Genomic DNA, 23,973 nt, shown 5'->3' on the forward strand with positions numbered 1-23,973 from the left:
AGGACAACAACAGCTGTGACACCCCATTATGTGCGTAAATCATTGATTTACCTCTACAACAGGCAGTGTTGTCATCCTGTTGCTAAATTAGAGGTATAAGGGTGGGATATTTGCTCGTAATTTCAAGTCACGCACCAAACTGAGGGTCTTGAAATATACAAAAATGATTCACTTACGCAATAATGAGGTGTCTTTTGTATTGTAGAAGATTGAAGGGGTTGATTCAATTTTTTTTTATTGATCGGGTGTTTTTCTAAACCCTTCCGAGAAAAATTCTTCTAAATCCATACCATAAGCATAGAGGATTTTTAATGAGGATTTGGTCATAGAAACCCAAACGGGAGAAATTGCCCACGCTTTTTTGACAAAATGATATTTAAAAGATATCATATATGCATGAATACTCTTGGAACGGTCAGCAAATGGGGGCAAAGCCTTGGCATTAGGATACCAAAACATCTTGCTCAGAAGATGCGTATCCAAGAAGGTGAAAAAGTGGAAATGACCTTTCAGAATGGGGGCATAACAATAAAACCTGCTATGACAATAGATTGGCTCATGGAGGGGATAGAGAGGAATAATCGTCATGAATTAATATTGGACGATATTATTTTAGGCGAAGAAAAATGGTGGAAATAGACACCAAAGTTCCCAAACGAGGCAATATTATTTGGCTCGACTTCAATCCTACAAAAGGACATGAACAATCTGGAAAACGACCTGCGCTTGTGTTAAGTCATCAGGTTTATAATCGAACTGGTTTGGTGGTTGTTTGTCCGATCACGACCAAATCAAAAGGGTATAATACAGAAGTACTTTTGGGTGAGAATGATCCTGTAAAAGGGGTTATTTTGACGAATCAAATTCATACAAAAGATTGGATGGTTCGAGGAATTGATATTGTTGGTTCTGTAAATAATGATGTACTTGCGCAAGTTATGATACGTGTTGGTGTTTTGTTGGGGATATAGGCTCCTATTTATCTATTCTCCATGTAAATATAGAGAATATCTTTCCAACGTTTTCCATCACCCCATTCAAGTTCTAGTTTGATAGGTAGTTTATTTGTTTTTGTGTTAAGTTCCAATACTTCAATGCTCAAAATTCGATTGATATAATGAAAAAGTGGCTTAGGATTTTTTTGTACTCCATCTGAAAATGGAATAGATAAAAGACGAGTTAATTCTACCTTCACCATTCTTTCAAAAAAATACTTGTCCGTCCCATAATCCTGAAAATATTGAGACAAAAAAGAGCCAAAATTAGCATTAAAAAATGTCTCTCCTACTTTTGTACCTAAAACATCTTCCATTACCTTTTTTACATACCCAACACCTTTTTCAAGTTTAATTGAACCGTTTTTAAGTGTAAAATTTACAGGTAATCCAGATAAATGATAGGGGGTTGTACGTTCGGTTTTGGAAGCAATATTGGCTTGGAACTCATAAAGATTTTCTTTTCGTACCAAAGAGCATTCACCTACAATGACTCGTCCATCTCCTTGTGTTTCTACTACAATAAAATGATTAGGAGTATTAGAATCTAAAGCGATAAAATCTCGTAGTATTGTTTCATCCCCCTTTACAAAACTATGTACTAAAAAACTCCATGTTTTTTGCGTGACTGTTTCCCATGTACCCTCAAAAACGATATTAGTACCAAGTGCAACTAGAGTTTTGGGTTGGACAATAGGGCTGTTAAAGATTTTGAGTTCTTCTTGAGTCTCTTGTTCTGCTAAGACTTTCCATTGTTTTATCGTATCAATTGAGTACTGGGTATAGTCTTTATCAATAAGAGCAGCATGTATTTTACAAAGCCATATGCCATTATTTATAGACCGTCGTTCCTCAATTGTCATATTCGGAGAGTACCGAGGTCCATTCTTTGCTGCCGCTGATATATGAGCAGCATCACCAAGTAGTACAACATGTTCGGGGTTTTTATGCCCAGCTCCAACAGTATTTTTCCTACACCCAGGAAAAGAACATCGATAGGCGACTCGTTGTGCAAGTATACGTTTTGTTTTTTGAGTAAAGTTATCACGATTTTTTCCCATTATTAGAGGCTATTTTTTTCATTGTTTATCTCCTTCATTTGGCGAACCCAAATACGATATTCGTTATAGCCAAGTATTTTCTGATCTTTTGATGGGATATTTTTTAATGCTGTTAGAAATTCGCTGAAAATAACTTTGCTTGCTCTTATATAATTTGTATAATATGATATTTGGGCGAGTTCTTTAAAATATCTAAGTAGAATTTTTTGAAAAAAATTCATTTGAACGTTCCAATCACTTTATTTTGAGGATTATATTCTGATTTTTTCAAAAGAATTTCTTTTAAAACGAGAACGTATTGAATGGAAGGAATTCTTTTGATAAAATATTTTTCATGGCAGAAAAACTCAAAGAAATAACAACAGGTGGAGATGATAACTAAAAAAAGTTGGACTATTCAACAGATTATTTTTTGGCAGGGGTGATTCCCAATACTCTCTCTTTATATTGCTTTCGCCCTTGAATTTGATTTTCATTTAAATTCGTTTCATCTACTTGGAGAAATGAATCTTTGGGTCTCATTGAATTATTCCCTACAGAAATCCCCGTAATTTTTGAGCGTTTATTGTGGCATTCAGTTTTTTTTCTATGGGGTTTAAAGCCATTCCTAAAAATTATTTGGATAATATCTGAAACTACAAATTGTAAGGGATGGGAGGAGGAAAAGGTCAAATCATCGACCCAACGAGTATACGTTATATTGTGTCCATAAATAAGGTGAAGAAGTTGTTTATCTACATTTTCAAATACTAGATTTGCGATAAATGTACTGGTCGGATTCCCTTGTGTGAGAGCTTCTTCATAGGTCACAAGTTGAGTGATAAGACTGGCTGTTTGCTTAGAAAATCCTTTTTTTTTGAGTGCTTCAAAGGATTGGTTTGCAGATATACTGGGGAAGAAGTTTCTGATGTCTGTTTGGAATCTATATTTTTTTCCTTGGTGTTCACGAGCATTGGCTATACTACTTATACCCTTTACACCGCCTTTTATACAACCAAGAAGAGGAATTTGATTGAAAACGTTTTTTAGTAAATTTTTTTGGAGTATTTTTAGTTTCCCTGTTGCATGGGTAATATGCCGTACTTCTTTTTTGCCATTTTTCATGCGGATGTTTCCATCATCATCGTATTTTGTTTTTGGAAACGATTTGTAGTAACTTTTCTTCTCTAAAAGTATAGCTTCAACTTCTTTGGGAGAAGAGTGCAAATAGTTGAAAATCAAATCTCTTTTAGACTGTATCATTGACGAATATTTTATCAATGATACCTTTTATGACAGGTTCAAATTCATTGAACTGTGTTTTCTTTTCTTCTTTCACATCTCCTTCATCAATAGCAAGAAAAAACATGATAGGGAGCGGAGTGTCTAAGTACTGAGCAATATTTTTGAGTACTGTTATTGTTGGTTCTTTTTTTTCATTTTCTATCTGTGATAGATATGTTTGGGAGACTCCACACTGCTCTGCAAGAATCCCTTGTGGGATTCTTTTTTGCTTTCGGATCTGTTTTATGACTTTTCCTAATTCCATATTTTTGAAGTTTTGTAGAGAAGTGCGTCAGTCAATTAAGTAAAAGGCTCCCAAATTTTATGGGGATAAAAGTTAAAATATTTTAATCTAAAAATTCTTTGACATAAGAATAAATTTCATGTTTTAGAATGAACCCCATTAATTGTTTTAGGGCATTCATTACGGTATTTTTCTTTGTATCAAGAGTTTCTTTGTTATTACTTCCTCCAGTAGATTCGGATAAATCTTCCTCTATTGTAGAGAGTAATTTTTTGAGCTGTTTTACTTCCTCAACTGACAATGAACTACGGTTCTTTGATAAAAAATCGTTCAATCCGTCATACGGATTGTTTTTTGATGTTTGTTCCATCTTTTTTGTTTTAAAAAATTAAAAAATAATGCACTAAATACACTACGAAACATAGATAAATAAGCCGTGTCTCGTAGTTCATATTTAATGCACTTCTATAAAAGATGGTATATGGTCGAATTGATATATTGCAATACAATATACCTGGATGCCACATGAAATAGAACAAACCCAAAGAAGGGGCTGGCTCTACTGCATCACGAGCTGTTCGTAATACGATTAAATAAAAATCATAGCTATTTATCTATATAAGATGGAATCTCAAAGAACTAATGTGTTACAAACATACAAACTTTAAAATGAAGTACAAAATAAAATGCAATTATTTTTTAACTGTCAGTTAAAAAAGACAACTTTATTGAAATAAAGAAAAGGTTATTCGTTTGGGAATGTGAGAAATGTTAAAATTTCCCCCATTGAGTCCAGATCGTCCAAGAAAGAGCGAGAATAGCTATTATTACTCCAACAGCTGCAATAATAACACTTGCTTTATTCCATCCAGACTCTCCCTTTTTTTCAATTTCGTCAGATATACTTTGTCTTTCTATTGTGGAGCTTTCATTGAAAATTATTTTCCCAGAATTATTGATTACTTGATTCTTTTGAGTATTCTTTTTTGGTGTTGTCACTCCTTTTTCTTTCATATATGCAATAAAATTTTGTTTTTCTGTATCGAACCATTTTAAGAACTCAGGAATGTCATTCTTTTCAAAACTTGGAAGAACTTGAAAGTCTCCATCCTCAATGACAAAATCGCCGTCTTTTATTTGTAGATCACCTTCATGATTATTCAAAAACCAATCTTTGAAATATTTTTTCGTTATATCAAGAGGTAAATTAATGAGCCCTTCTCCAATAGATAAACTTAAAAGTAATTCTGCTTGTTCTGCTCTTTTTTCAGCTTTATCTTCAATTATTTTATTGAAACCTTCAGCCATTTCTTGTATTGTTTTCTCTTCCTGTTTTAAGAGAAGCAAAGGAACAATAGATTCATTATTTTTAACCATTTCTCGTCCTTTTGAGCTTATGAAGTATTGACATTCTCCATTGGGAGTAGAATTGTCTCTTCCACGAATGAATTCTACTAAATTAAATTCTTCAAGGAAGTTTTCAATAATCCTAAAATTCCTTTTTTCTTCTTCTGTAACTGCTGGACGCATTTTTATTGCCATAGCTACAGAAGTTGGAAATGAAGCCTCATTTAAAAACTTTAAAGTATGCTCAATGTATTGTGCTTTTTGTTTAATATCCATGGTTTTGATAGTTGATTGTATATGTAAATATATATAAATAAAATAATTATCAGTTATTTGAAAAAAATAATTCAATAAAAATGATCGTTTATTTTTGTATTTTTATACCAATGAAAATCATTGACTATTTTATGGTAATTATCATAAAATAAGTCCGTATTATAGGTTTTTATTGAATTTTGTAAAAATACACTACTAAATGGCAACGATTGCATACCTCCGAGTTAGTACCATTGACCAAGACATTGAAAAGAACAAAGCCGATATTTTGCATCTAGCAAATGACAAGAATATGGGGAAGGTGGAATTTGTAGAAGAAAAAATTTCTGGAACAATCCCCTGGAGAAAACGAAAAATTGCTCCAATTATTGAGCAACTCCAAAAAGGCGATAATTTGATTGTTTCCGAATTATCCAGAATTGGGCGAAGTATGCTTGAAATTATGGAGGTTCTCAATATTGCAGTTGAGAAAGGGATAAATATTTATGCGATCAAAGGAAATTGGCAGCTAGATAATTCTATACAAAGTAAGATTATGGCGATGGTTTTTGCCATGGCTTCGGAAATTGAACGAGACTTAATTTCCAAACGAACCAAGGAAGCTTTGCAAGCTCGGAAGGCTGCTGGGAAAAAACTTGGTAGACCCAAGGGATCAGGAAAAAGCAAACTTGATAAATTCAGACCAGAAATAGAAGCGTTACTTGGGAATGGATCGACTCAAAAATTCATTGCAGAGCGATATGGAACAACACCAAATAATCTTTCTGTTTGGTTGAAGAAGCATAATGTTCAAAAGCCTTGAAATTAATGATTTGGATATAATCCTCCCCCAAAAAAATGAATTATTGTTTTTTAGAGGGAGGATAAGGAAAATTCAAGTTGCTCTTTGAAGAAAAGGGAATATGCTACTTTTTTAAGTATTTATCATTACCTGTTAATATGTGATCCCACTCAAAGGAGCTAATAGATCTAGCTAAGTTCCAGTTTGTATCAATTACTTGTAATAGTCACGACAAGTTCCTGTCCATGCTATGTACAAACAACCCCTGCTAGTGATAATTTTTTTAAAGACCTAACAAGCGATTTTCTAACCACTTAATGCCACTTACCGTATTAAGTACATCATAGGTTTCTTTTAATTCTTCAATTTTTTCTTTACTTGCCTTTCCATACAGTTTCAATTTAGAACCTACAACTTTAACTGTATACTCACATCCTTTTTGAGTAAAGTGTTTTACTAGACCAGAACAAGCAGGATCTTGCCCACAGGCATGAGCAGCTAGAGCAATGGAACATGCAGCAGGATTGCCACTTTTTGAACATGCTAAGAATGCTCCTCTTTCTACAGCATCTATTGATATTTCGCCAATAAATTCACATGCTGTTTGGGCAAAAGCGGCAACTTGTAACCCTAATAAAAAAAAGGATAAAACGATTATTTTTTTTAATGTTTTCATGATTTATTTTGTGTATAATTTAAACAATAACCAGCGTTATGTAGGCGCTGGTTATTGTTTTTAAATAGCTTTCCAAGTACCTAGTTCCTTCTTAAGTTCTTGTAAGTTATGTGGTTGATTTCTACCACATAAAATAGCCCTTGCGTAAAGTTTGACTCAATAAGCTAATAGGGGGATTTTGTTTACTTCAACTTTACAGAGCTTTTATCCAGTTTTTTTATCCTGAAATTTGCCTTTCGTTCTGTACCTTGTACTGCAAAACTAAATCATATCACAATTTAACCTGTTTATGCAAAATAGCCACATCAGAATTCTTGAGGGTATTCCAAGTTGATCTATATCGAACATAATATGTTTTAGTTGTCAAATCTGTCCATTGAATCGTAACTCTAAAACTTATATCATTATGTTCATTTTCAATAATCCAATAACCTCTATCATCACGATATATTCTCAAATAATCCCAAAGATTAAAATTGTGAGAATCATCTAGTATTATATCGACCTCTCCAGCACTAGTAGTATAGAAGTGATCAATAATTTCATGACTATATAACCTATAAACTGGAATCAAATTATCATTCCCATTTTTACTTGGATAAACCCAACAGGAAATTCCTTCAGATGTATAACTCCCCGTTTTCTTCACATGGTTTGATTCGTATTCAGAAGTTGTATAAAAATGATCTTCACCAGGCAAATTGAATCTATGAACAGGAACTGTTCCTTGAACAGGTGTCAAGTAAACGTACCCAATCACTCCTTCATTTTTATAAGTCTTAAGATTATTATTAACATGATCTATTTCAAGAGATGAAGCGGTATAAAAATGATCTGAGTAATCTTGTGAATAGAATCTTGTTAGAGGAACCGTATTAGGAATTTGTTTCTTAAAAACATATCCTATTATGCCTTCTTTTACATAACCATATCTAGATGAAACACTATAATTTTCTTGTTTCATACTTAAAGTTAGATGATTATTACCATCATTGCCTTCATCTACTTTGTAATTTTTACGATCATTGTCTAGTATGCTGGAACTGCACAATGCTAATCCTAGCAAAAAGAATATTCCTTTCATAATTTCTAGTTTTTGAAAATTTTATGAATAAATATTTTAATAATTTATCAATAGGTATTTCAAGAAACCGTCAGAGTATTTTTGTGGAATTGCCAAAATCGTAATATGATTGTTCAAAGGAGAAAAATTATCAATTATTTGAATAATCAAAAAAAAAGACTATTTTTGTAAAAATTGATAGATTTCTTCTAAAAATCAGGCATTAAAAGCCAAATAAATTTTTGAGTTGCAATTTCGAATCCGACCAAGAATTGAAAAATTGCTCTCCACAAATCTACTTTAGGGTATCTATTAATAAAATTGATATAACGTGGTGTCTAGTGGTAATTTTTTGGTATCACTAGTACCATTTTTGCTATTTACAATATAAATGTTTTCCTTTGTGAATCAAAGGAAAATATTTATATTTTCTAAAATTTTAACAGTTCTATAACTGTGCTCTTGCCAAAATTTTTTGGCAAACTCTGCTCACTCAAAAACTTAGATCAAGTTCTGAGCGCCACTACTATATTTGTGGAGATCAAACCAATTCAAGTTATCAAGTGTGATTTTTCACCTGTTTCCAGATTGTTATACAAGACTTTGGGTAAAATATGCTATTATAAAAGCATCAGAGATTGTAAAAGGTAAAAGATATAATAAAGTAACTAGTGACTCAGTTACTGAAGAAAAAGTAACTTTAGGTTTCAAAATAGATCAAGGGAATGGCAAAAAACTACAATTCGATTTAAGTGGTATTAGTGAGAGTAAACTCGATGAACTTATTCCTTTTTATTTAGAAATAACAAAAGACAAGACTCAGCTTGAATTAAGTAATCTAATAGCAAAATATGATGAAAAAAATTTACAATGGATTCATATAGACGTGCTCAAAGAAATTAAGAAAAAATTAAAATAATTTTTGGTTCATTAGGATAAAATCGGCAAGAAAAATTGAATTAAAACATAGGTGGAGCTTCAACCAAGCTCCACCTATTTATGTTCACAATGATTTCGCAATATTAAAAATTATTATTTCTCTACTTTTATTTTTAGAAGTATTATCAGGACTAGCGGGGGCATTTGCGCAGAAAGTTACGGTTATGGAATTTAACTCCGATTTTCACTCATGATTCGTCTAAATTCTTTATCAGTATCCATAGCAGCAGTTTTGGTGTAAATTTCAGTAGTAGTAGGTTGATCATGCCCTAGAAAGACTTGAAGGTAATCTTTTCCCATTCCATCCTCTGCTAAAAAAGTAGCACGAGAGTGCCTTAATGTATGTGGAGTTACCTCTATTGAGGTAATTTGAGCTATCTCAGCAATTTCTTTTACAATCTGCTGAATTCGACGATTAGTAAACCTGCCATTTCTCTGTGTTCTAAAAATAGGACCACTCCTTCTATCTTTTAAATGAGTTGAGAGCAGACGAGCCAAATTTTCTTCAATTGGTACCTCTCTTCTTTTATCTCCTTTCCCAGATTGAATAACAATTCTCAATTCTTCAAAATAAATATCATCGGCATTAAAACTAGTAAATTCATCTACTCTTGTTGCGGTCTCAAACAAGACTTGCATCATCAGACCAATTTTAGATGATTTTTCATAAGCCATGTTGATAAAGCGTTTATACTCTTTCCTAGATAGTCGTTTAACTGTTCCTTTATTTTTCTTTTCTGGTTTTAATTCTAACTTCTTCCTGACCTGCTTAAAAATATATTGAGACTGACTATAACTAATATTTTGCTTAGCTAATTTTCTTGCAATAAGGTTAATGATTGGCTTTAATCCTGATTTATCCATGATTTCGTATTTTGATTCTGAGGAGCGAAAAGATAATAGTTTTTGTAAGAAAAAAGAGCAGTTTATCCTTAAAAACCATCCAAGACTTCGCACTCTGTCCATTTTACGAAATCTTTAAAACCAAAACTTCATATGAAACCAGCAAGACCTTCTAGTTATAGAAAATACCCTTCTATTAATTCATCTGAAAAATTTTCTGATGAAGAGATGGTAAGAGACTGGACACTTTCTTCTTCTGATTTAAAAGAAATTGGTAGATATCGAAAACAAGTACGTTTGTATATTGCTATTCAAATTTGTGGTCTTAGGCTGCATGGTCGTTTTATTCAGAGAGTAAATGATTTATCTTTCAGAATCATCAATTATCTCAATACTCAACTTAATCTACCAACAAATTTAGCCATTAAGGTTACTAGTAGAAAAGCTACGCAATCCATTCATCGAAAAAATATTCTATCTTATTTAGGCTTTAAGAAATTTGATGAAGCAATAGAAAAGCATCTTTGTTATTTTCTGACAGAAAAAGCGAATAAAGGGCTACTGCCCGACGAGTTATTTACTCAAGCACAGGAATATCTTTTTGCTCAACAAATATTACTACCAGGACATACAGTTTTAGATAAACTCATCACAAATATTTGTTCTCAAGTACATTTAAATTTATTTGAACAAGTATATCGTAAGTTACCTAATAATCTACTCAAAGCTATTGATAATAGCCTCAAATTACCTAAGGGGCAACAACGCACTTTATTCTTTTATCTAAAAGAATACCCTCCCTCTGCTTCAATCACAACATTGAAAAGCTATTTGAATAAATATACACAATTAATTGAAATGGGTATAGACCAAATAGGCGATCAACTATTAGACCCTTCATTTCAAGAATATTTATATGAATTGACTAAAAAATATAGGGCAAAAGATTTAAAGAGATTTAGTCCTCACAAACGCTATTCACTCATGGCTTGTTTTTTACTAGAATCTCGAAAAAAGATACTGGATTACATTATTCAGCTGCATGACCAATTCATACAAGATCTGGTTAGGAAGGCAAAAAACACTTATAAAAAGCAGTACAAAAAACGTCAAACTCAACAAAAGAAATCTATGAATAATCTGCTTATATCAGTTGAGTCATTATTAGACTGGGCTGAAAATTCCCAAATAAGTAGAGAAAAATTCTTAGAGCAACTCAATACAAAGCGTTTACGTAATTCTTATGATGCTGTCTCCGAATTTAACCAATTTACGATCAAAGGAAGTGGTCGTTTTATCTTAACTCGTTACCCTTCTTTGAGAAAATATTTTGCTCAATTTATTCAATTGCCTTTTGCCGCTGCATCAGGGAGTGAGTCAATTTTAACGGCTATTAGTATTATCAAAAAATTAGATAATGGAGATTTAAAGCAGATTCCTAAAGATGCGCCTATTGGATTTGTTCCAACAGATTTAGCTCCCTTTTTGATGAATGATCAGCAACGGATAAATAGAAATGCATGGGAAACGGCTTTAGCAATAACTATTAAAAACGCATTACGTTCTGGCAATTTATATTTAGCTCAAAGTAAGGAGCATGTATCATTTTGGGACTTAATTTTAAGCAAAAATAATTGGCAAGAAACAAAGGCGCAAGCTTATTTAGAGTTAGAACAACCACATGATAAAGATGCTAAGGAAATACTTACTAATAAGTTCTTCATAGATGTTTCCCAAGCTAGCCGTAAATTTGAATCTAATCAATTTGCTACAATTGTAGATCAACGGCTTAAATTGAAACGAGAAGATAAGTTAGCAGAAGATCCAGAGATAAAGCCTCTTCAAAAAATTATTGACAATAGTTTACCCTTTATTCGAATTGAAGAGTTGCTTATGGAAGTTGATCAAATGACCCGTTTTACTCAACACTTTAAACCAATAGCAGGGCATTCTGGTAAACCAAAACAATTTTATAAAACCTTGATTGCTGCAATTATTTCTCAAGCTACTAATTTAGGTATTGTTTCCATGAGTGCTAGTATGAAAAACACAAGTGTTGATAAATTACGACATATTCTGCATTATTTTATTAGAGAAGAAACGCTAAATGCTGCTAATACACAACTTGTAAATTTACATAATCAACTACCACTGAGTAGTGTATATGGGCAAGGAGAAATATCTTCTTCCGATGCGCAACGATTTAAGATAAGAGCTAGTAGCCTTCTCGCATCTTATTATCCACGTTATTACGGCTATTATGAAAAAGCCATTGGAATTTACACCCATGTTTCTAATCAATATTCAGTATTTGGAACCAATGCAATATCATGTGGTCCTAGAGAAGCATTGTATGTATTGGATGGATTATTAGAGAATAATACCATCCTGAAAATAAAGGCTCATACTACAGATACGCATGGATTTACAGAAATTATCTTTGCACTATGTCATTTATTGGGATATTATTTTATGCCTAGAATTAGGAATCTAAAAGACCAACAACTTTACAAAATAGATAAAACACAGGACTTTGGTGATTTCAATCCATTACTTAATAAAACAGTGGATATGGATATCATAGAAGAGCAATGGGATATGATGGTTCGTGTAGCATCCTCATTAAAGAAAAGAACAACGCCTGCTCACATTATTGTTCAACGTTTGACAAGTAATGCCCCATCTGATAGGTTAACCAGAGCTTTTGTCAATCTAGGGCGAATTATTAAAACCCAATACATCTTACGATACATTACAGATCCTGAACTAAGACGAACTGTTCAACGACAACTGAATAAAGGTGAGTATAGGCATAAGCTTCCTCGAAGAGTTTTTTTTGCTGATCAAGGTGAATTTAAAACAGGAGATTATGCAGAAATCATGAATAAAGCTACTTGTTTAAGCTTAGTATCTAATGCTGTATTATATTGGAATACGGTTCGTATTAACAAAATCGTTGAAGACCTGAGAGCAAGAGGAGAGCACATAAAAGATGAAACACTATCCCATATTTCTCTGCTCTCATACAAACACGTTATTCCTAACGGTTCTTATTTTATTGACGATTTTCAAAGGGCTTTTTAAGCAGAAAATTACGCTTTCTGTTATAACCTTATATTCATAACCGTAACTTTCTGCGCAAATGCCCCCGCTAGTCCAATCCTAAATCTTCTTTAGTATTTTTGGAATAAATGTTTCAACAAAAAAAGTATGAGCGATATAACTAAGTTTGATTACGATGGTGTAAATATATCATTTGAGTTTTCTGATGGAAATAGAATGATAAATGCAACAGAGATGGCAAAGCCATTTCAAGATAAACGCATGAATAACTTCTTACGAACCAAGCAGACAAAAGAATACATTCAAGTACTAGAAAAGCGATACGCTAATTGGCGCATCGCTGAAAAACGTGAAGTATTAAGGGTTGTAAAAGGTGGTGATGCTTCAAAGGGCGAACAAGGAACTTGGATGGATGAAAAGCTTGCGCTCAAATTTGCAGCATGGTTGTCAGTAGAATTTGAACTTTGGGTCTATGATCGAATAGATGAATTACTCAAAACAGGGAAAACTGAACTTCCAGATTATAGCCCATCAACCGAAATAATTAGAAGTATTCGTTTGATTGCAGACCAGTTAGAATTCCACGGAAAAGAGATTGGCGAAATAAAAGAAGATATTAGTCTTATAAAAGATCATGTCTCAGATTTGGAAGCAAAGATCACTTCCATTGATGAACAATATTATAGTGTATCTGGTTATTGTTCTCTTCATTCAATTCCATGTCCATTAGATAAAGCGAAAGGGTGGGGGTATAATGCGACAAAGGAAAGTAACAAAAAAGGTATTGCGATTGGAAAAGCGTATGATGCCAAATATGGCTCAATTAACACCTACCATATTGATATACTTAAAGATGTCATAAAATAAATTCCAGACAAAAAGAGACCACTAATGAAAGTGGTCTCCAAGCTATTTCTATTCCACCATGATTAAAATAATTGTGTTTAAATATTAGCTACCAAGAATATATTTGACAGCATTTTCAGCTTGTGGAGCGACTCGGAAAATAAATCGTTTATCTTCTTTCATACAGTCCAACCATGACTGTAAATACGCTGCGGAGTTTTGCAAAAGGTTTTCTTCCTGAATCTCAGTGAGAGAAGCAAGCATACAAGCCCCAAGTTCTGAGGTTAATTCTTCCTCAGAATAAATCATTTTACCTTTGTTTTGCATAAGCATAATCCCCTTTCGTGCTAGACGAGTACTATGCCCTGTCCAATGGATTAACTCATGGAAAAGAACTCGATAATAAGCTTCTGCTCCATGTTCTGCAAATTGTTGGAGTTTGGGCATATTGATAACATCTTTTAACGGCGCATAATAGGCAGTTTCTTTGTCTATAAACTGAATTTTAGGGAGATCTTCCATAGAATCAAGAAGTGTCTCACAACGCTCAATTGGCCGAATCTCTTGTGTTTCAAGAGGTGGCTTTTCCCATTCAATGCCTTCTGTGCAACTGATATTAAAAACAGTATATCGTCTCAGATATGGATGTTTTTTTAGAGGCGTTCCATTTTCTTCCGCAGTTTGTACCTCTGCAGCAGAAAGTGTTTTACCTTCATCATCTGTGCAATAAAAATTGACGTAATAAATTCGTTCAGCTTGTGAGCCTTTGATGACTTTCCCTCCAAGCTTTTGAACTTGTTTCCAGGTTAAATAATAGGGTACCTCATAGTTTGTTACAAAGTTGAGCAGAAACCAATTAATACCACTGTATTGATGTTTGGTGTAATAATTCTGTGCAAAGCCGTATTCAGAAGCCTTGAAAAGTTGCTTCCATGGAACAGTGCCTTTTTCGAGCAATTGAATTAGTTTATTGGTTACTTCTTGATACACGTCTGTATCGGAAGTAGTTTTCTTATTTTGTTGCATACCATCGTTGTTTTGTGGTGGAAATGTGAAATAGCAAAAACAGCCCTCAAAAGAGTGCTGTGAGCTAATGGTAGCATAGGTAGGAGAGGGGGCGAAAAGAAAATTGTTAAAGTTCTTTTGATCTCTTATAGAGATTATTTTATGCTGAAAGCTGTTTTTTGATGCTTTTTGCGATGATAATAGCAAGATTTACAGGAACAGCATTCCCGACCATTTTATATCCTGTCATTAAACGATCATAAAAAAAGAGAAAGTCATCTGAGAAGGTTTGTATTCGAGCACATTCTCTGATGCTTAAACGGCGATAGAGCGATTCTTTTTGTGGTTTGAAGATATATGAATCTTTTGCTTGCTGGATCATCTTTGGAGCTTGTGGGTGAATAGGGGCATGTCTTCCTCCTGCTTGGATCGTAAAGCTTTGTTCGTTCCATGTTCGGACTCGGTTTCGAGAAAGATAACGTGAAGAAAAGTCCCCTGTCATGTATTCATGGTTAGAAACAATGCATTGTTCTTTGTTTGAGCGATTGTTTGTTTTTGCAGGTAGAACATCTGCTTGTATATCTTTTATTACTTGATGAAGCGTAACTTTGGGAACCATTGGTTTTGGAAATTGATACTTTATTCCAAGGTCTTTTCGGAGCCCAACAAAAAATACTCGTTTTCTGTCTTGTGGGATACCATAGTCTGCAGCATTCAGCATTTTTACATTGAGGGTATAACCAATCTGGTTAAAAGTACTACAGATATTTGTAAAGGCTGTTTTATGCTTTATCTGGAGTAATCCACTTACATTCTCCATAACAAAAAAACGTGGTTGTTTTCCTTTTACAATGCGAATGAACTCATAAATAAGTTGTCCTCGTTTATCTTGTATGCCTTTTGCAGAACCTGCGTGACTCCAACTCTGGCATGGTGGACCTCCAATAATACCATGACAATTGGGAATTTCATTTGATGGAATGTCTACAATACTTCGTGTATCAAGAAATGCGTTAGGATGATTGTAGCGATAGGTATTCCAAATATCCTTATCTCTTTCATTTGCCCAAATCAAAGTAAATCCAGCTTTTTTAAATCCCAAATCAAAACCACCAGCGCCAGCAAAAAGGGAGACAACGTTCATGTGAAAAAACAGGAAAGTATTCTCCTTGATCCCAAAGGAGAATATTCTAAAATAAAAAGAAAGCCGTTTTATTTAAACAGATTCGTCTGGGAGCTTAGCACAAAAGCTTTGTCTGCTGAAAAGAATTATTTTGTTTTAAGAATAAAATATTTGTATGACATTAAGTTATGTTTAAAAAAAAATAATATTAATATTATTTTTAAATGTTTTTTTTCTTATTTTAATTTCTACTTCGTTCTCAACCCTATTCTGTAATACTACCAAAGACATGCTATATCATGAAGGCACATTTTTGTTTTATTTTGATATTTATTTGGCATACCCTCCTTTTGGCGCAATCAGCATCTCCTACTCCTCAAGGAAATATTAGTACCGTACCCAGTGCTGGATTACGTATTCTTGTATCGCCAACACATCCAATACATATAGAAAGTGGTGATGCAACTCCTGTTGATTTAATAAATGCAAGTTCATTAAGTACTGATGTACATAATTCTTGTTGTTATAGGATTTCAACTTATATCGAAAATACTACAGGAGCAGACATTACTATAAAGCTTGCTTGTGTATGGAGGACACAATCTTTTCCATTTGAATGGTGGAGTATTGATGATAAGCCAAATGATCCAACTGCAGGAGATGATAATTATGGGTTATTTAATCGAATCCCCAATACGAATGGAAATGACATTACTATTCCAGCAAATTCAATTATTCCTGTAGAGTTTTATGATCCAATTGTAAAATTAGCCGTAGGAAGACCATTAAATGTTCAAGTCATAGATATAACAGAATCACAAGGAAATTATACTTACAGCCCTATTCCTATACAAGGAAGTACCACAAATGAAATTTCAGGGGGGACTATTTTGCCAAGTTCTTGCTCATTCATTTTACGTGAGTGTATTGTTGCATATCCAAATCCTACCATAGAAGGAGGAACTATTCTCGCAACAGCTGTTGTGGAAAACGCAGGAACAAGTCCAGTCACAGCAAACCTTTACTTAGTATTGAAACAAGGTACTACAGAACAAATAATCCATGCAGTTACTGGAGGATCATATGATTCGGGAGAACAAGTAATTTTAAATATGACTAATTCTGTTTCCTTAGACCCCGCATTTGTACAGGGAACAGCAGAGCTATTTGTTTATTATGAAGCTCCTGTAGGAAGTAATAGAGAAGTCGTAAAAGAATACCTCTGTAGCAATCCAATAACTGTTACGATAGAAAATCCCTGTGCTTCGGGAAATGTACCCAAACCTGTAGCTCCTGGTACAGCTAATAATGTTCCTCTTCAAAAGATAACGACATTAACTCCAACCTTTCTTTGGAAGAAAATTTGTGCAACAGGAAGCGGAGTGACTGGGTACGAAATAGAAGTCAGAGACTATTTGAGTGGGGCTATAGTATCAGGTTTTCCGATTACAGTGAATGGAATAAATAGTAATCAGTATTTAGCTCCTACAGGTCTCTTTCGCTATTCTACACAATATGAATGGACAGTAACAGCAATTTCTCCTTTGGGAAACCAAACTTCAATACCATTTTACTTTGAGACTCCTGGTCCTAGCAATCCTAATTGTCAAGTAACAGATATAGACCAATCTATTGATACTTTATTGTGGGATGCAGTCCAATACTTATGTGAACGCGGTATCGTAACTCCAAGAGAGTGGGTACAAGGAGGTGCTCAGTATGATGTGAATCCAACAAGTGAGATTGTTCGAGAACATTTAGCATGGATTACTGCCGCTGGGCTTTATGGAGATAGAACGACCGTTGAAAGTGCCTATTTTTATACGACTCGTTATCCCATTCCTTTTGAAGATTTGGCGCAAGCAGCTAATAATAGAGATCGTTATGCCAAACTACTTACATATCTAGATTATGACGATCAAATTGTTCCTTTTGATGGAGATAGGCATAATTTTCAACCAGCTGATCAAATTGCTATAAAATTTGCACTTAAAGTCTTTTTTGAAGCATTTGATATAGACACATTGTACAATCCTTCTACTGTTCCAGACATAACGATAAGCAACACAGACAATATGTATCGTTATGTAATGAGGGCGACAGAATTAGGACTTTTGGAACATTACACCAATGGATTAACCACAATAAGTGCAAATGATGATATAAAGCGTGGTGATGCCTTTATTATTCTCTACAAGATAATGACGCATCCTTCTCTTATAAGACCAACACTTGCGGATTTAGATTTGGACACAAATTATGTTGAATCTAATTTTTATGGAGCCGAGAATTATGCTGTAAGACCATCGCTTGCTGATGGCAATTTCAATAGTTACTCTAAGACAAGTTTTGCAATACCAGGAACATCAATGCCACTTGTTTTTAGTATTTCTTATGAGTCATCTTGTTTAACATTTCCTGAGGAGATTTTTCCAATGAATCCTGTTGGAAAAGCATGGACGCATAATCATCATGGTTATATTATAGAAACCTCGGGATTGGGAAATTGGGGTGGTAATGACGTAGTTGGGACAGGAAGTTTTAATAACTCCTTAGCAATATTTTTTCCTGGCAGTCAGCATCCGCATATTTTTAGGCGAGATGGTGCTGGGAATTTAGTAGCCGCAACGAAAGGACTTAATTACCGAATTACTGAAGATGTTGCGAATAATCGAATAACAATCGATATGATTGATCGGACACGTTTTGTTTTTGAAAAATTACCAGCAGGAGACCATTTTGATAATGTTTATATGCTCCAAGAGGTAAGAGAGAAAAATGGGAATCGTCTTTCTTATGCTTATACTAGGTATGCTAATAACAGAAGCCATTTGACACAGATTTGTGCGCATTATTTAAATACTGTTGGAGCCCCTGTGACTCCTCGATGTGTGGATTTAATTTATTATGCAGGGAATCAGGATTTGGTAGAACGAGTAGAGTATCCTTCGCCTACTGGTGGAGCTCCTAGGCAAGTTACTTTTACCTATGATTTTACAACTAAAAACCTGAACTCTTACAAGGATGCTTTACCAACAATGCCTTGTACTGGAATAACCTTAGCTTCAGAGCTGTATTTTTATGATACGAGTGCAGAAACACCTCATTTACTCAATAAAATTCAGTTGCCTAAGGGCAATTATATCGAGAACACTTATCATGATCGGAAATTAAAATCTACTCAACTTGTCAATTCTGTTACTGGGCAAATTTTAAATCAAACCACTGTTCAACCACAGTATAATAAGTTTTCTGCTGAGCGGGACCAGACAGTTACCTCAATAGCAGCAGGTGGAGCGACTACCTCCATGACTCAAAAGCGAAATGCTGTTGGTTACATTACATCAACATCCTATTTAAGGAGTGATGGAGGAACAGACCTATTTGATATTGAGTATAACAATGCCAATTTTCCTCAAAATCCTACAAAGGTAACAGCATATGGAGTCGTTACAGATATCACCTATAACAGCTTTGGAGCGATGGAGACCAAAGATGTTAATAGTTCGGTGTTAGGAGTGATTTATTCAGAACAGTGGAATTATGGAACAGATTCTTTGTTACAGAGTTATACGAATAGGAGAGGGCATAGTATGTATTACAGCTATGATAGTCGAAAGAATCTGGTTCAAATGACCGATTTTGAGGGAGAGGACACAGAGTATGAATACTTCCTTAATGGACTTCGAAGTAAGGTGCGTACGCCCACACAGAGAGAATATACTTTTGTCTATGATGATTATGGAAATTTAACGAGCAGTACTGGTCCTACAGGGATTATTACACGTAACATATATGATAACGTTGGGCGTTTAATCCAAGCAGTAGATGCCGTAGGGAATATAACGACGATGGAGTATTTGGCAAATGACTTGCCAACGAAAGTAAGCCGTACCAACAATGGCATTGTGCATGAAGTGGAGTATTGTTATGACCCTAATTATAATAATATTTGGATAGAAGACGAGAAGGGACAACGAACAACAATGAGTTATAGTTTTGATGAAGACTATTTGACAGCTATTCAATTTGGTTCAGATACTCGTACCTTTTCTTATACACAAAAGGGGCTGTTGGATACAGAGACCACTCCAAATGGTTATGTAAAAAACTATGATTATAACATCCATAACGAGTTGTTAGAAGAAGATGGGTATGCTCTATATGAGTATGATGCCATGAATCGGGATAATCTCATTCGCGTTCGTCTATTATCAAATCCTACACAGGAGTATATTGAGTATTTCTACGATGATTTTGATCGCGTAACGAGCTATACCTACCACAGTAGTGGTCCTGATTATACCGTTCAATATGGGTACGATGAAGAGAGCAATGTAACCAGCATTACTTATCCTGATTACAATGGGGCAACGGGGATGCGTGTTGATTATACTTACAATAACAATAATCAGTTGGAAACGGTCAGTGCGCTTGGTATGGTATGGCAGGCGAATCGCCGAGCAGATGGGAGCATTGATAAAATCATTTATCCCAATGGGATGGAAAAGCGTTATGTCTATGATGGAGCTGACCGAGTGAACGATTTAGGTTATTTTACCAATAACAGTACTGCTACGCCTTCGAATACACTCAGCCGTCAGCAGTTTACAATAGACGACCGAGGTTTCTTTACCCAAGAAATTGTAGAAGGACCAAATATACCAACTTTATTACCTGATTTAGATTTGCAGTTTACGCACAATTCGGTCAATCGGATTCAAACGACGACTGATGCCCTGACTGGACAAACTACCAATGCCAGTTTTGATGCAGATGGGAATCAGTTATCAGGGCATTACACGGGGATGGTTTGGAATGCTTTTGAGCAATTGGAACAGATACAAAATGCTACAGGGACATTCTCTGCTACCTATAATTATGGTGTATTAGGGCAACGAAATAGAGCACAGCGGATTAGAAATGGAACGACCACTACTACGAACTATTTTTGGGAAATATCGGGTGTAGGGAATATGCTCCGAGAAGAACGGACTACCAATGGTACTATAACAGCACTAGATTACATCCATGGTTTTGGGGAAATACTCGCACGCATACCCTCTGGTTATACCATTAATAGTCCTCCTTTTTCAGTTATTCGAGATACCGTACGCTTTTTTGTCTCGGATATGCGAGGGACGGTTATTGGGCTAGTTGATTATAATCAAGATTTTACAGAGCATTATGAAGTGACTTCTTATGGGGAGATGATTAGCCATGAAATTACTGCTGGTGAGGTTCCTAATTACTTCATTTTTGTTGGGGCTTATGGTGTGGAATGGGAAGATACCATGTTGTATAAGATGGGGGTACGGTATTATGATGTAGAGCAGGTTAATTTTCTTTCTGAAGATCCTATTTGGAATACTAATTTGTATGCCTATGCTGGTGGTAATACTGTTATGGCTATTGATCCAGAAGGATTGGAGTATAAATACAATTCAGGAGGAGTCTGCATAGGAGGTAGTCTTTTGGCTTCTGTAAGGTATTGTTTTACAGGGTATTGTGATTTGAGTTATTGTCATTTTTATCACGATATATATAGGGGGGGAGGGACTCCCAATTTAGAGGTTTATGCTCCAATAGGACAAGCTAATTCTTTACCTGAAACAACTGATTACTGGCAACCATGGCAAGAGGCGTCAGTAGGTTTAAGAACTCCTGTCAAGGGACTTGAAATGGGGGTAAATCTAGCAATAGAAGATGAGGAACTACTTATCGAACCTTCATCTACAATTAATCGTAGATCATTAAGTCTTAGCAACAGCAATGATTCTTATGAAGTAAATATTGGATTAAGTGCCCCAGTACCAGGTACTGCTAATTATGGTGAGCACAAAAAGACTAAAGCTGGGAGTATGCGAACTCCTCCAAAGGCATTAGCAGATTTGATCAGAGAGTTAATTTGGTATGAAACTAACGGGAGGATTGATGTATATGATTAGTGTTTTTAAATTGTAAAATATGTTTAATACTTTAAGTTGTTTGATTATTTGTGTATTTGAGATTATTCTATTTTCATTTATAAATGATCTACAAGGTCAAATAGTTTACGATAACTATTATAATGAGTTATATTTCCACACAAAAACAACCAGAACAATAGCTAGCGCCGTCCAAATAGACAGCTTTGAATACGACCAAGTAGGCGCTATCACTCGTCATCTACGCTGGACAGAAGCACCAGATTTGGTAATTGATGGAGTCGAATACAATAATGCTAGCTATGGACCAAATACACTGCCCCTGTATCATAATGTATCAGGGCTATTAGAGATAAATCATAGTAATATCGGCAATCGTCCCACAAATACCTTTGGCATAGAAGTCCGTTGGTCACCCGATACCCTATGGGATAATGGGAACGATACTTTTTTATACGATGTAGCAGTAAACTCCTTGGTAGTTGGAGCGAGCAGGACAGAGCCAAACAACAATTTTTTTTTAGGGACTAATATTCCTGTAGGGAATGGTTATTTACTGTTTTATACCGACAATGAGCAAGACATACTAGAGCTCAATGATAGTAATAACTTATTCATTGTACCCATCTATATCTGTACACCCTATACCCTGTCTAGTTCAGGAGTAGATGATTATTGCAGCATGGCACAAGGAACAGCAACAACCAATGCTAGTGGCGGAACAAGTCCATACAACTATGTCTGGAGTCAAGGCACATCAGCGAATAGCGTCAATGGGCTGCAAGGAAGTCTTGGAGGACAAGTATATACCGTTACAGCAACAGATGCGAATGGCTGTACCGCAAGTGATCAGGTGACGATACAGAGCAATCCCCCATTGTCGATGCAAACCTTAGCGGTAAGTCCCGCTCTTTGTGGAAGTACTACTGGACAAATATCGGTTAGTGCACAAGGTGGTAGTGGCAATGTCAATTATACGTGGTCAAATGGTCAGAATACAGCGACAGGTTATATTGGTGGACTTATAGCAGGTGTGGTAAGCGTTACGGCAACAGATGGAAATGGTTGCACAGCTAGCCTAGTCAATACCATTCCAGGGAATACTTCCATCACTATTGGCTCAACCGTAACCGATGCTACTTGTAGTCAATCCAATGGAAGTATCAGTATCAACCCAACAGGTGGAATAGGAACTTACACGACGTCATGGAATACAGGAAATACAGGAAATACCCTATCCAATCTTGCTGTAGGCAATTATACTGTAACAGTCAACGATGGAACTTGCTCAAGTGTAGAAACCTTTACTGTTAATGATCTTGCTGCTCCAATGTTAACCACTACTATTATTGACGCAAGTTGCGGACAAATGGACGGGCAGATAACCGCAAGTGCTGTAGGCGGAACGGGTACTATAAATTACCTATGGTCAACAGGACAAACAAGCGATAGTCTTGTCAATATTGGTGCAGGTTTTTATGCGCTTACCATCACAGATGCCAATGGCTGTACGACAACAAATACCACTACAGTAGGCACTAATAATACCCTTATCGTGCAGACGGCTATTTTTGATGACAGTTGTAATTTGGCAACTGGAAGGATGCAAGTCCAGCCTTTGGGTGGATCAGGTAATTATAGTTACACATGGTCTGGAAATGGTTCAACGACAGCTTCTGCATCTGGTTTATCACAAGGAATCTATACAGTAACGATAACTGACAATGCAGCGCCACAGGTTTGTGTATTGGTTCATACAGATACGATCCAAGCAACTACAGCCATTGCTTTGACTATTCAGGCTATTGCAGCAGATACCTGCGCATACGGTAATGCTTCTGTACTTATGAGTGCTTTTGGGGATACGTCCACCATGATATTTACATGGGATAATGGAGCCAATACACTTTCTATAGATAGCCTTAGTGCAGGAACGTATAGCTTGACGGCAATAGATGTTAATGGTTGTACTGCCACACAATCTGTAACAATTCCTTCAGTGAGCTTTACCCCCAATATAGCATCTTACTTACCTATAATAGATTCCATTTCTTGCATTATGAAAGTTGGCGTGACAGGGAATGCTCTCTTTTTACCCTATACGTATTTGTGGAGTACAGGAGCAACAACGGATACGATTCATGGTCTCCCTGATAGTTTGTACAGTGTAATGGTTACCAATAGTTTGGGTTGTGATACTATACTTTCTTTTAACTGTACGCCGATTGATGTGATCACTCTACCCAATGATGTTAGTATAGAGGTATTTCCAAATCCGAATAGTGGTGACCAGTTTAGTGTAAAAATTAATGGTGGAAAAATACAATCTTATGCTATTTATGATGCAATTGGGCAACGATTGGTTTGGGAGGCAATATCAATTCCTTCAGGGACTTCTTTCTTACTTCCTCAAAAAGTTAGTGTAGCAGCGAGTTATGTTTTTGTGTTTGATGTTTTACATAAAGGAAAAAACTATGCGATAAGCAAACGAGTAATTAAATCAAAGGAATAAAAAGAATAG

At 35.2% G+C, this 23,973-nt stretch carries 19 protein-coding genes; 8 read left to right on the forward strand and 11 right to left on the reverse strand.

The window, feature by feature from the left end:
- Positions 1-234: 234 nt before the first annotated feature.
- Positions 235-390, reverse strand: coding sequence for a hypothetical protein (locus tag AsAng_RS29790; RefSeq protein WP_264793720.1), 156 nt, complete (start codon positions 388-390; stop codon positions 235-237).
- A 6-nt stretch (positions 391-396) separates the two neighbouring features.
- Between AsAng_RS29790 and AsAng_RS29795 the strand changes: the two genes are divergently transcribed.
- Together AsAng_RS29795 and AsAng_RS29800 are read left to right on the forward strand one after the other, a co-directional pair.
- Positions 397-639 (forward strand): AbrB/MazE/SpoVT family DNA-binding domain-containing protein, encoded by a 243-nt coding sequence (locus AsAng_RS29795; RefSeq protein ID WP_264793721.1) that lies wholly within the window; start codon positions 397-399, stop codon positions 637-639.
- Positions 627-971, forward strand: coding sequence for a type II toxin-antitoxin system PemK/MazF family toxin (locus AsAng_RS29800; RefSeq protein WP_264793722.1), 345 nt, complete (start codon positions 627-629; stop codon positions 969-971). Before AsAng_RS29795 ends, AsAng_RS29800 begins: the two co-directional genes overlap by 13 nt.
- A gap of 8 nt (positions 972-979) precedes the next feature.
- Here AsAng_RS29800 and AsAng_RS29805 read toward each other — a convergent pair whose 3' ends face one another.
- The 5 genes from AsAng_RS29805 to AsAng_RS29825 form a co-directional block, all read right to left on the reverse strand.
- On the reverse strand, positions 980-2,056 hold the full coding sequence (locus AsAng_RS29805; RefSeq protein WP_264793723.1) for a hypothetical protein: 1,077 nt from the start codon (positions 2,054-2,056) through the stop codon (positions 980-982).
- Between the two features lie 405 nt (positions 2,057-2,461).
- On the reverse strand, positions 2,462-3,298 hold the full coding sequence (locus tag AsAng_RS29810; protein WP_264793724.1) for a reverse transcriptase family protein: 837 nt from the start codon (positions 3,296-3,298) through the stop codon (positions 2,462-2,464).
- A complete protein-coding gene (locus AsAng_RS29815) occupies positions 3,285-3,584 on the reverse strand; it encodes a helix-turn-helix domain-containing protein (protein ID WP_264793725.1) in 300 nt (99 codons plus the stop codon). The genes AsAng_RS29810 and AsAng_RS29815 overlap by 14 nt, the downstream gene beginning before the upstream one ends.
- 82 nt (positions 3,585-3,666) lie before the next feature.
- The gene (locus AsAng_RS29820; RefSeq protein ID WP_264793726.1) at positions 3,667-3,933 is read right to left on the reverse strand and encodes a hypothetical protein; all 267 of its coding nucleotides are present in this window, start codon (positions 3,931-3,933) and stop codon (positions 3,667-3,669) included.
- A gap of 401 nt (positions 3,934-4,334) precedes the next feature.
- Positions 4,335-5,186, reverse strand: a complete 852-nt coding sequence (locus AsAng_RS29825) for a hypothetical protein (protein ID WP_264793727.1) — start codon at positions 5,184-5,186, stop codon at positions 4,335-4,337.
- A 199-nt stretch (positions 5,187-5,385) separates the two neighbouring features.
- Here AsAng_RS29825 and AsAng_RS29830 point away from each other — a divergent pair, with 199 nt between their 5' ends.
- Entirely contained in the window at positions 5,386-5,988 is a 603-nt protein-coding gene (locus AsAng_RS29830) for a recombinase family protein (RefSeq protein WP_264793728.1), read from the forward strand.
- 262 nt (positions 5,989-6,250) lie between these two features.
- Here the strand turns inward: AsAng_RS29830 and AsAng_RS29835 are convergent, their stop codons facing one another.
- A complete protein-coding gene (locus AsAng_RS29835) occupies positions 6,251-6,643 on the reverse strand; it encodes a hypothetical protein (protein WP_264793729.1) in 393 nt (130 codons plus the stop codon).
- A gap of 271 nt (positions 6,644-6,914) precedes the next feature.
- Complete coding sequence (locus tag AsAng_RS29840; RefSeq protein WP_264793678.1) at positions 6,915-7,709, reverse strand: hypothetical protein; 795 nt, start codon at positions 7,707-7,709, stop codon at positions 6,915-6,917.
- A 562-nt stretch (positions 7,710-8,271) separates the two neighbouring features.
- On the opposite strand from AsAng_RS29840, the gene AsAng_RS29845 reads away from it, so the two are divergent.
- Entirely contained in the window at positions 8,272-8,625 is a 354-nt protein-coding gene (locus AsAng_RS29845) for a hypothetical protein (RefSeq protein ID WP_264793679.1), read from the forward strand.
- 191 nt (positions 8,626-8,816) lie between these two features.
- Here AsAng_RS29845 and AsAng_RS29850 read toward each other — a convergent pair whose 3' ends face one another.
- Positions 8,817-9,509: a tyrosine-type recombinase/integrase gene (locus tag AsAng_RS29850; protein ID WP_264793680.1), complete on the reverse strand. Its 693-nt coding sequence runs from the start codon at positions 9,507-9,509 to the stop codon at positions 8,817-8,819.
- Between the two features lie 132 nt (positions 9,510-9,641).
- Between AsAng_RS29850 and AsAng_RS29855 the strand changes: the two genes are divergently transcribed.
- Both AsAng_RS29855 and AsAng_RS29860 read left to right on the forward strand, forming a co-directional pair.
- On the forward strand, positions 9,642-12,572 hold the full coding sequence (locus AsAng_RS29855; protein WP_264793681.1) for a Tn3 family transposase: 2,931 nt from the start codon (positions 9,642-9,644) through the stop codon (positions 12,570-12,572).
- 126 nt (positions 12,573-12,698) lie between these two features.
- On the forward strand, positions 12,699-13,418 hold the full coding sequence (locus AsAng_RS29860) for a KilA-N domain-containing protein (RefSeq protein ID WP_264793682.1): 720 nt from the start codon (positions 12,699-12,701) through the stop codon (positions 13,416-13,418).
- A gap of 84 nt (positions 13,419-13,502) precedes the next feature.
- Here the strand turns inward: AsAng_RS29860 and AsAng_RS29865 are convergent, their stop codons facing one another.
- Both AsAng_RS29865 and AsAng_RS29870 read right to left on the reverse strand, forming a co-directional pair.
- Positions 13,503-14,423, reverse strand: a complete 921-nt coding sequence (locus AsAng_RS29865; RefSeq protein WP_264793683.1) for an ArdC family protein — start codon at positions 14,421-14,423, stop codon at positions 13,503-13,505.
- Positions 14,424-14,562: 139 nt separating this feature from the next.
- The gene (locus AsAng_RS29870) at positions 14,563-15,546 is read right to left on the reverse strand and encodes a DNA cytosine methyltransferase (protein WP_264793684.1); all 984 of its coding nucleotides are present in this window, start codon (positions 15,544-15,546) and stop codon (positions 14,563-14,565) included.
- Positions 15,547-15,824: 278 nt separating this feature from the next.
- Here AsAng_RS29870 and AsAng_RS29875 point away from each other — a divergent pair, with 278 nt between their 5' ends.
- Together AsAng_RS29875 and AsAng_RS29880 are read left to right on the forward strand one after the other, a co-directional pair.
- Positions 15,825-21,473, forward strand: a complete 5,649-nt coding sequence (locus AsAng_RS29875) for an RHS repeat domain-containing protein (protein WP_264793685.1) — start codon at positions 15,825-15,827, stop codon at positions 21,471-21,473.
- A gap of 19 nt (positions 21,474-21,492) precedes the next feature.
- Positions 21,493-23,964 (forward strand): SprB repeat-containing protein, encoded by a 2,472-nt coding sequence (locus AsAng_RS29880; RefSeq protein WP_264793686.1) that lies wholly within the window; start codon positions 21,493-21,495, stop codon positions 23,962-23,964.
- The last annotated feature ends 9 nt before the right edge of the window (positions 23,965-23,973 follow it).

This window comes from Aureispira anguillae (assembly GCF_026000115.1).
Taxonomy (GTDB): domain Bacteria; phylum Bacteroidota; class Bacteroidia; order Chitinophagales; family Saprospiraceae; genus Aureispira; species Aureispira anguillae.

Bases quoted from the DNA above. Each gene is read 5' to 3' on its own strand.
- AsAng_RS29790 (WP_264793720.1), bottom strand. From the start codon at position 390: ATGATATCTTTTAAATATCATTTTGTCAAAAAAGCGTGGGCAATTTCT.
- AsAng_RS29795 (WP_264793721.1), top strand. From the start codon at position 397: ATGAATACTCTTGGAACGGTCAGCAAATGGGGGCAAAGCCTTGGCATT.
- AsAng_RS29800 (WP_264793722.1), top strand. From the start codon at position 627: ATGGTGGAAATAGACACCAAAGTTCCCAAACGAGGCAATATTATTTGG.
- AsAng_RS29805 (WP_264793723.1), bottom strand. From the start codon at position 2,056: ATGGGAAAAAATCGTGATAACTTTACTCAAAAAACAAAACGTATACTT.
- AsAng_RS29810 (WP_264793724.1), bottom strand. From the start codon at position 3,298: ATGATACAGTCTAAAAGAGATTTGATTTTCAACTATTTGCACTCTTCT.
- AsAng_RS29815 (WP_264793725.1), bottom strand. From the start codon at position 3,584: ATGGAATTAGGAAAAGTCATAAAACAGATCCGAAAGCAAAAAAGAATC.
- AsAng_RS29820 (WP_264793726.1), bottom strand. From the start codon at position 3,933: ATGGAACAAACATCAAAAAACAATCCGTATGACGGATTGAACGATTTT.
- AsAng_RS29825 (WP_264793727.1), bottom strand. From the start codon at position 5,186: ATGGATATTAAACAAAAAGCACAATACATTGAGCATACTTTAAAGTTT.
- AsAng_RS29830 (WP_264793728.1), top strand. From the start codon at position 5,386: ATGGCAACGATTGCATACCTCCGAGTTAGTACCATTGACCAAGACATT.
- AsAng_RS29835 (WP_264793729.1), bottom strand. From the start codon at position 6,643: ATGAAAACATTAAAAAAAATAATCGTTTTATCCTTTTTTTTATTAGGG.
- AsAng_RS29850 (WP_264793680.1), bottom strand. From the start codon at position 9,509: ATGGATAAATCAGGATTAAAGCCAATCATTAACCTTATTGCAAGAAAA.
- AsAng_RS29855 (WP_264793681.1), top strand. From the start codon at position 9,642: ATGAAACCAGCAAGACCTTCTAGTTATAGAAAATACCCTTCTATTAAT.
- AsAng_RS29860 (WP_264793682.1), top strand. From the start codon at position 12,699: ATGAGCGATATAACTAAGTTTGATTACGATGGTGTAAATATATCATTT.
- AsAng_RS29865 (WP_264793683.1), bottom strand. From the start codon at position 14,423: ATGCAACAAAATAAGAAAACTACTTCCGATACAGACGTGTATCAAGAA.
- AsAng_RS29870 (WP_264793684.1), bottom strand. From the start codon at position 15,546: ATGAACGTTGTCTCCCTTTTTGCTGGCGCTGGTGGTTTTGATTTGGGA.
- AsAng_RS29875 (WP_264793685.1), top strand. From the start codon at position 15,825: ATGAAGGCACATTTTTGTTTTATTTTGATATTTATTTGGCATACCCTC.
- AsAng_RS29880 (WP_264793686.1), top strand. From the start codon at position 21,493: ATGTTTAATACTTTAAGTTGTTTGATTATTTGTGTATTTGAGATTATT.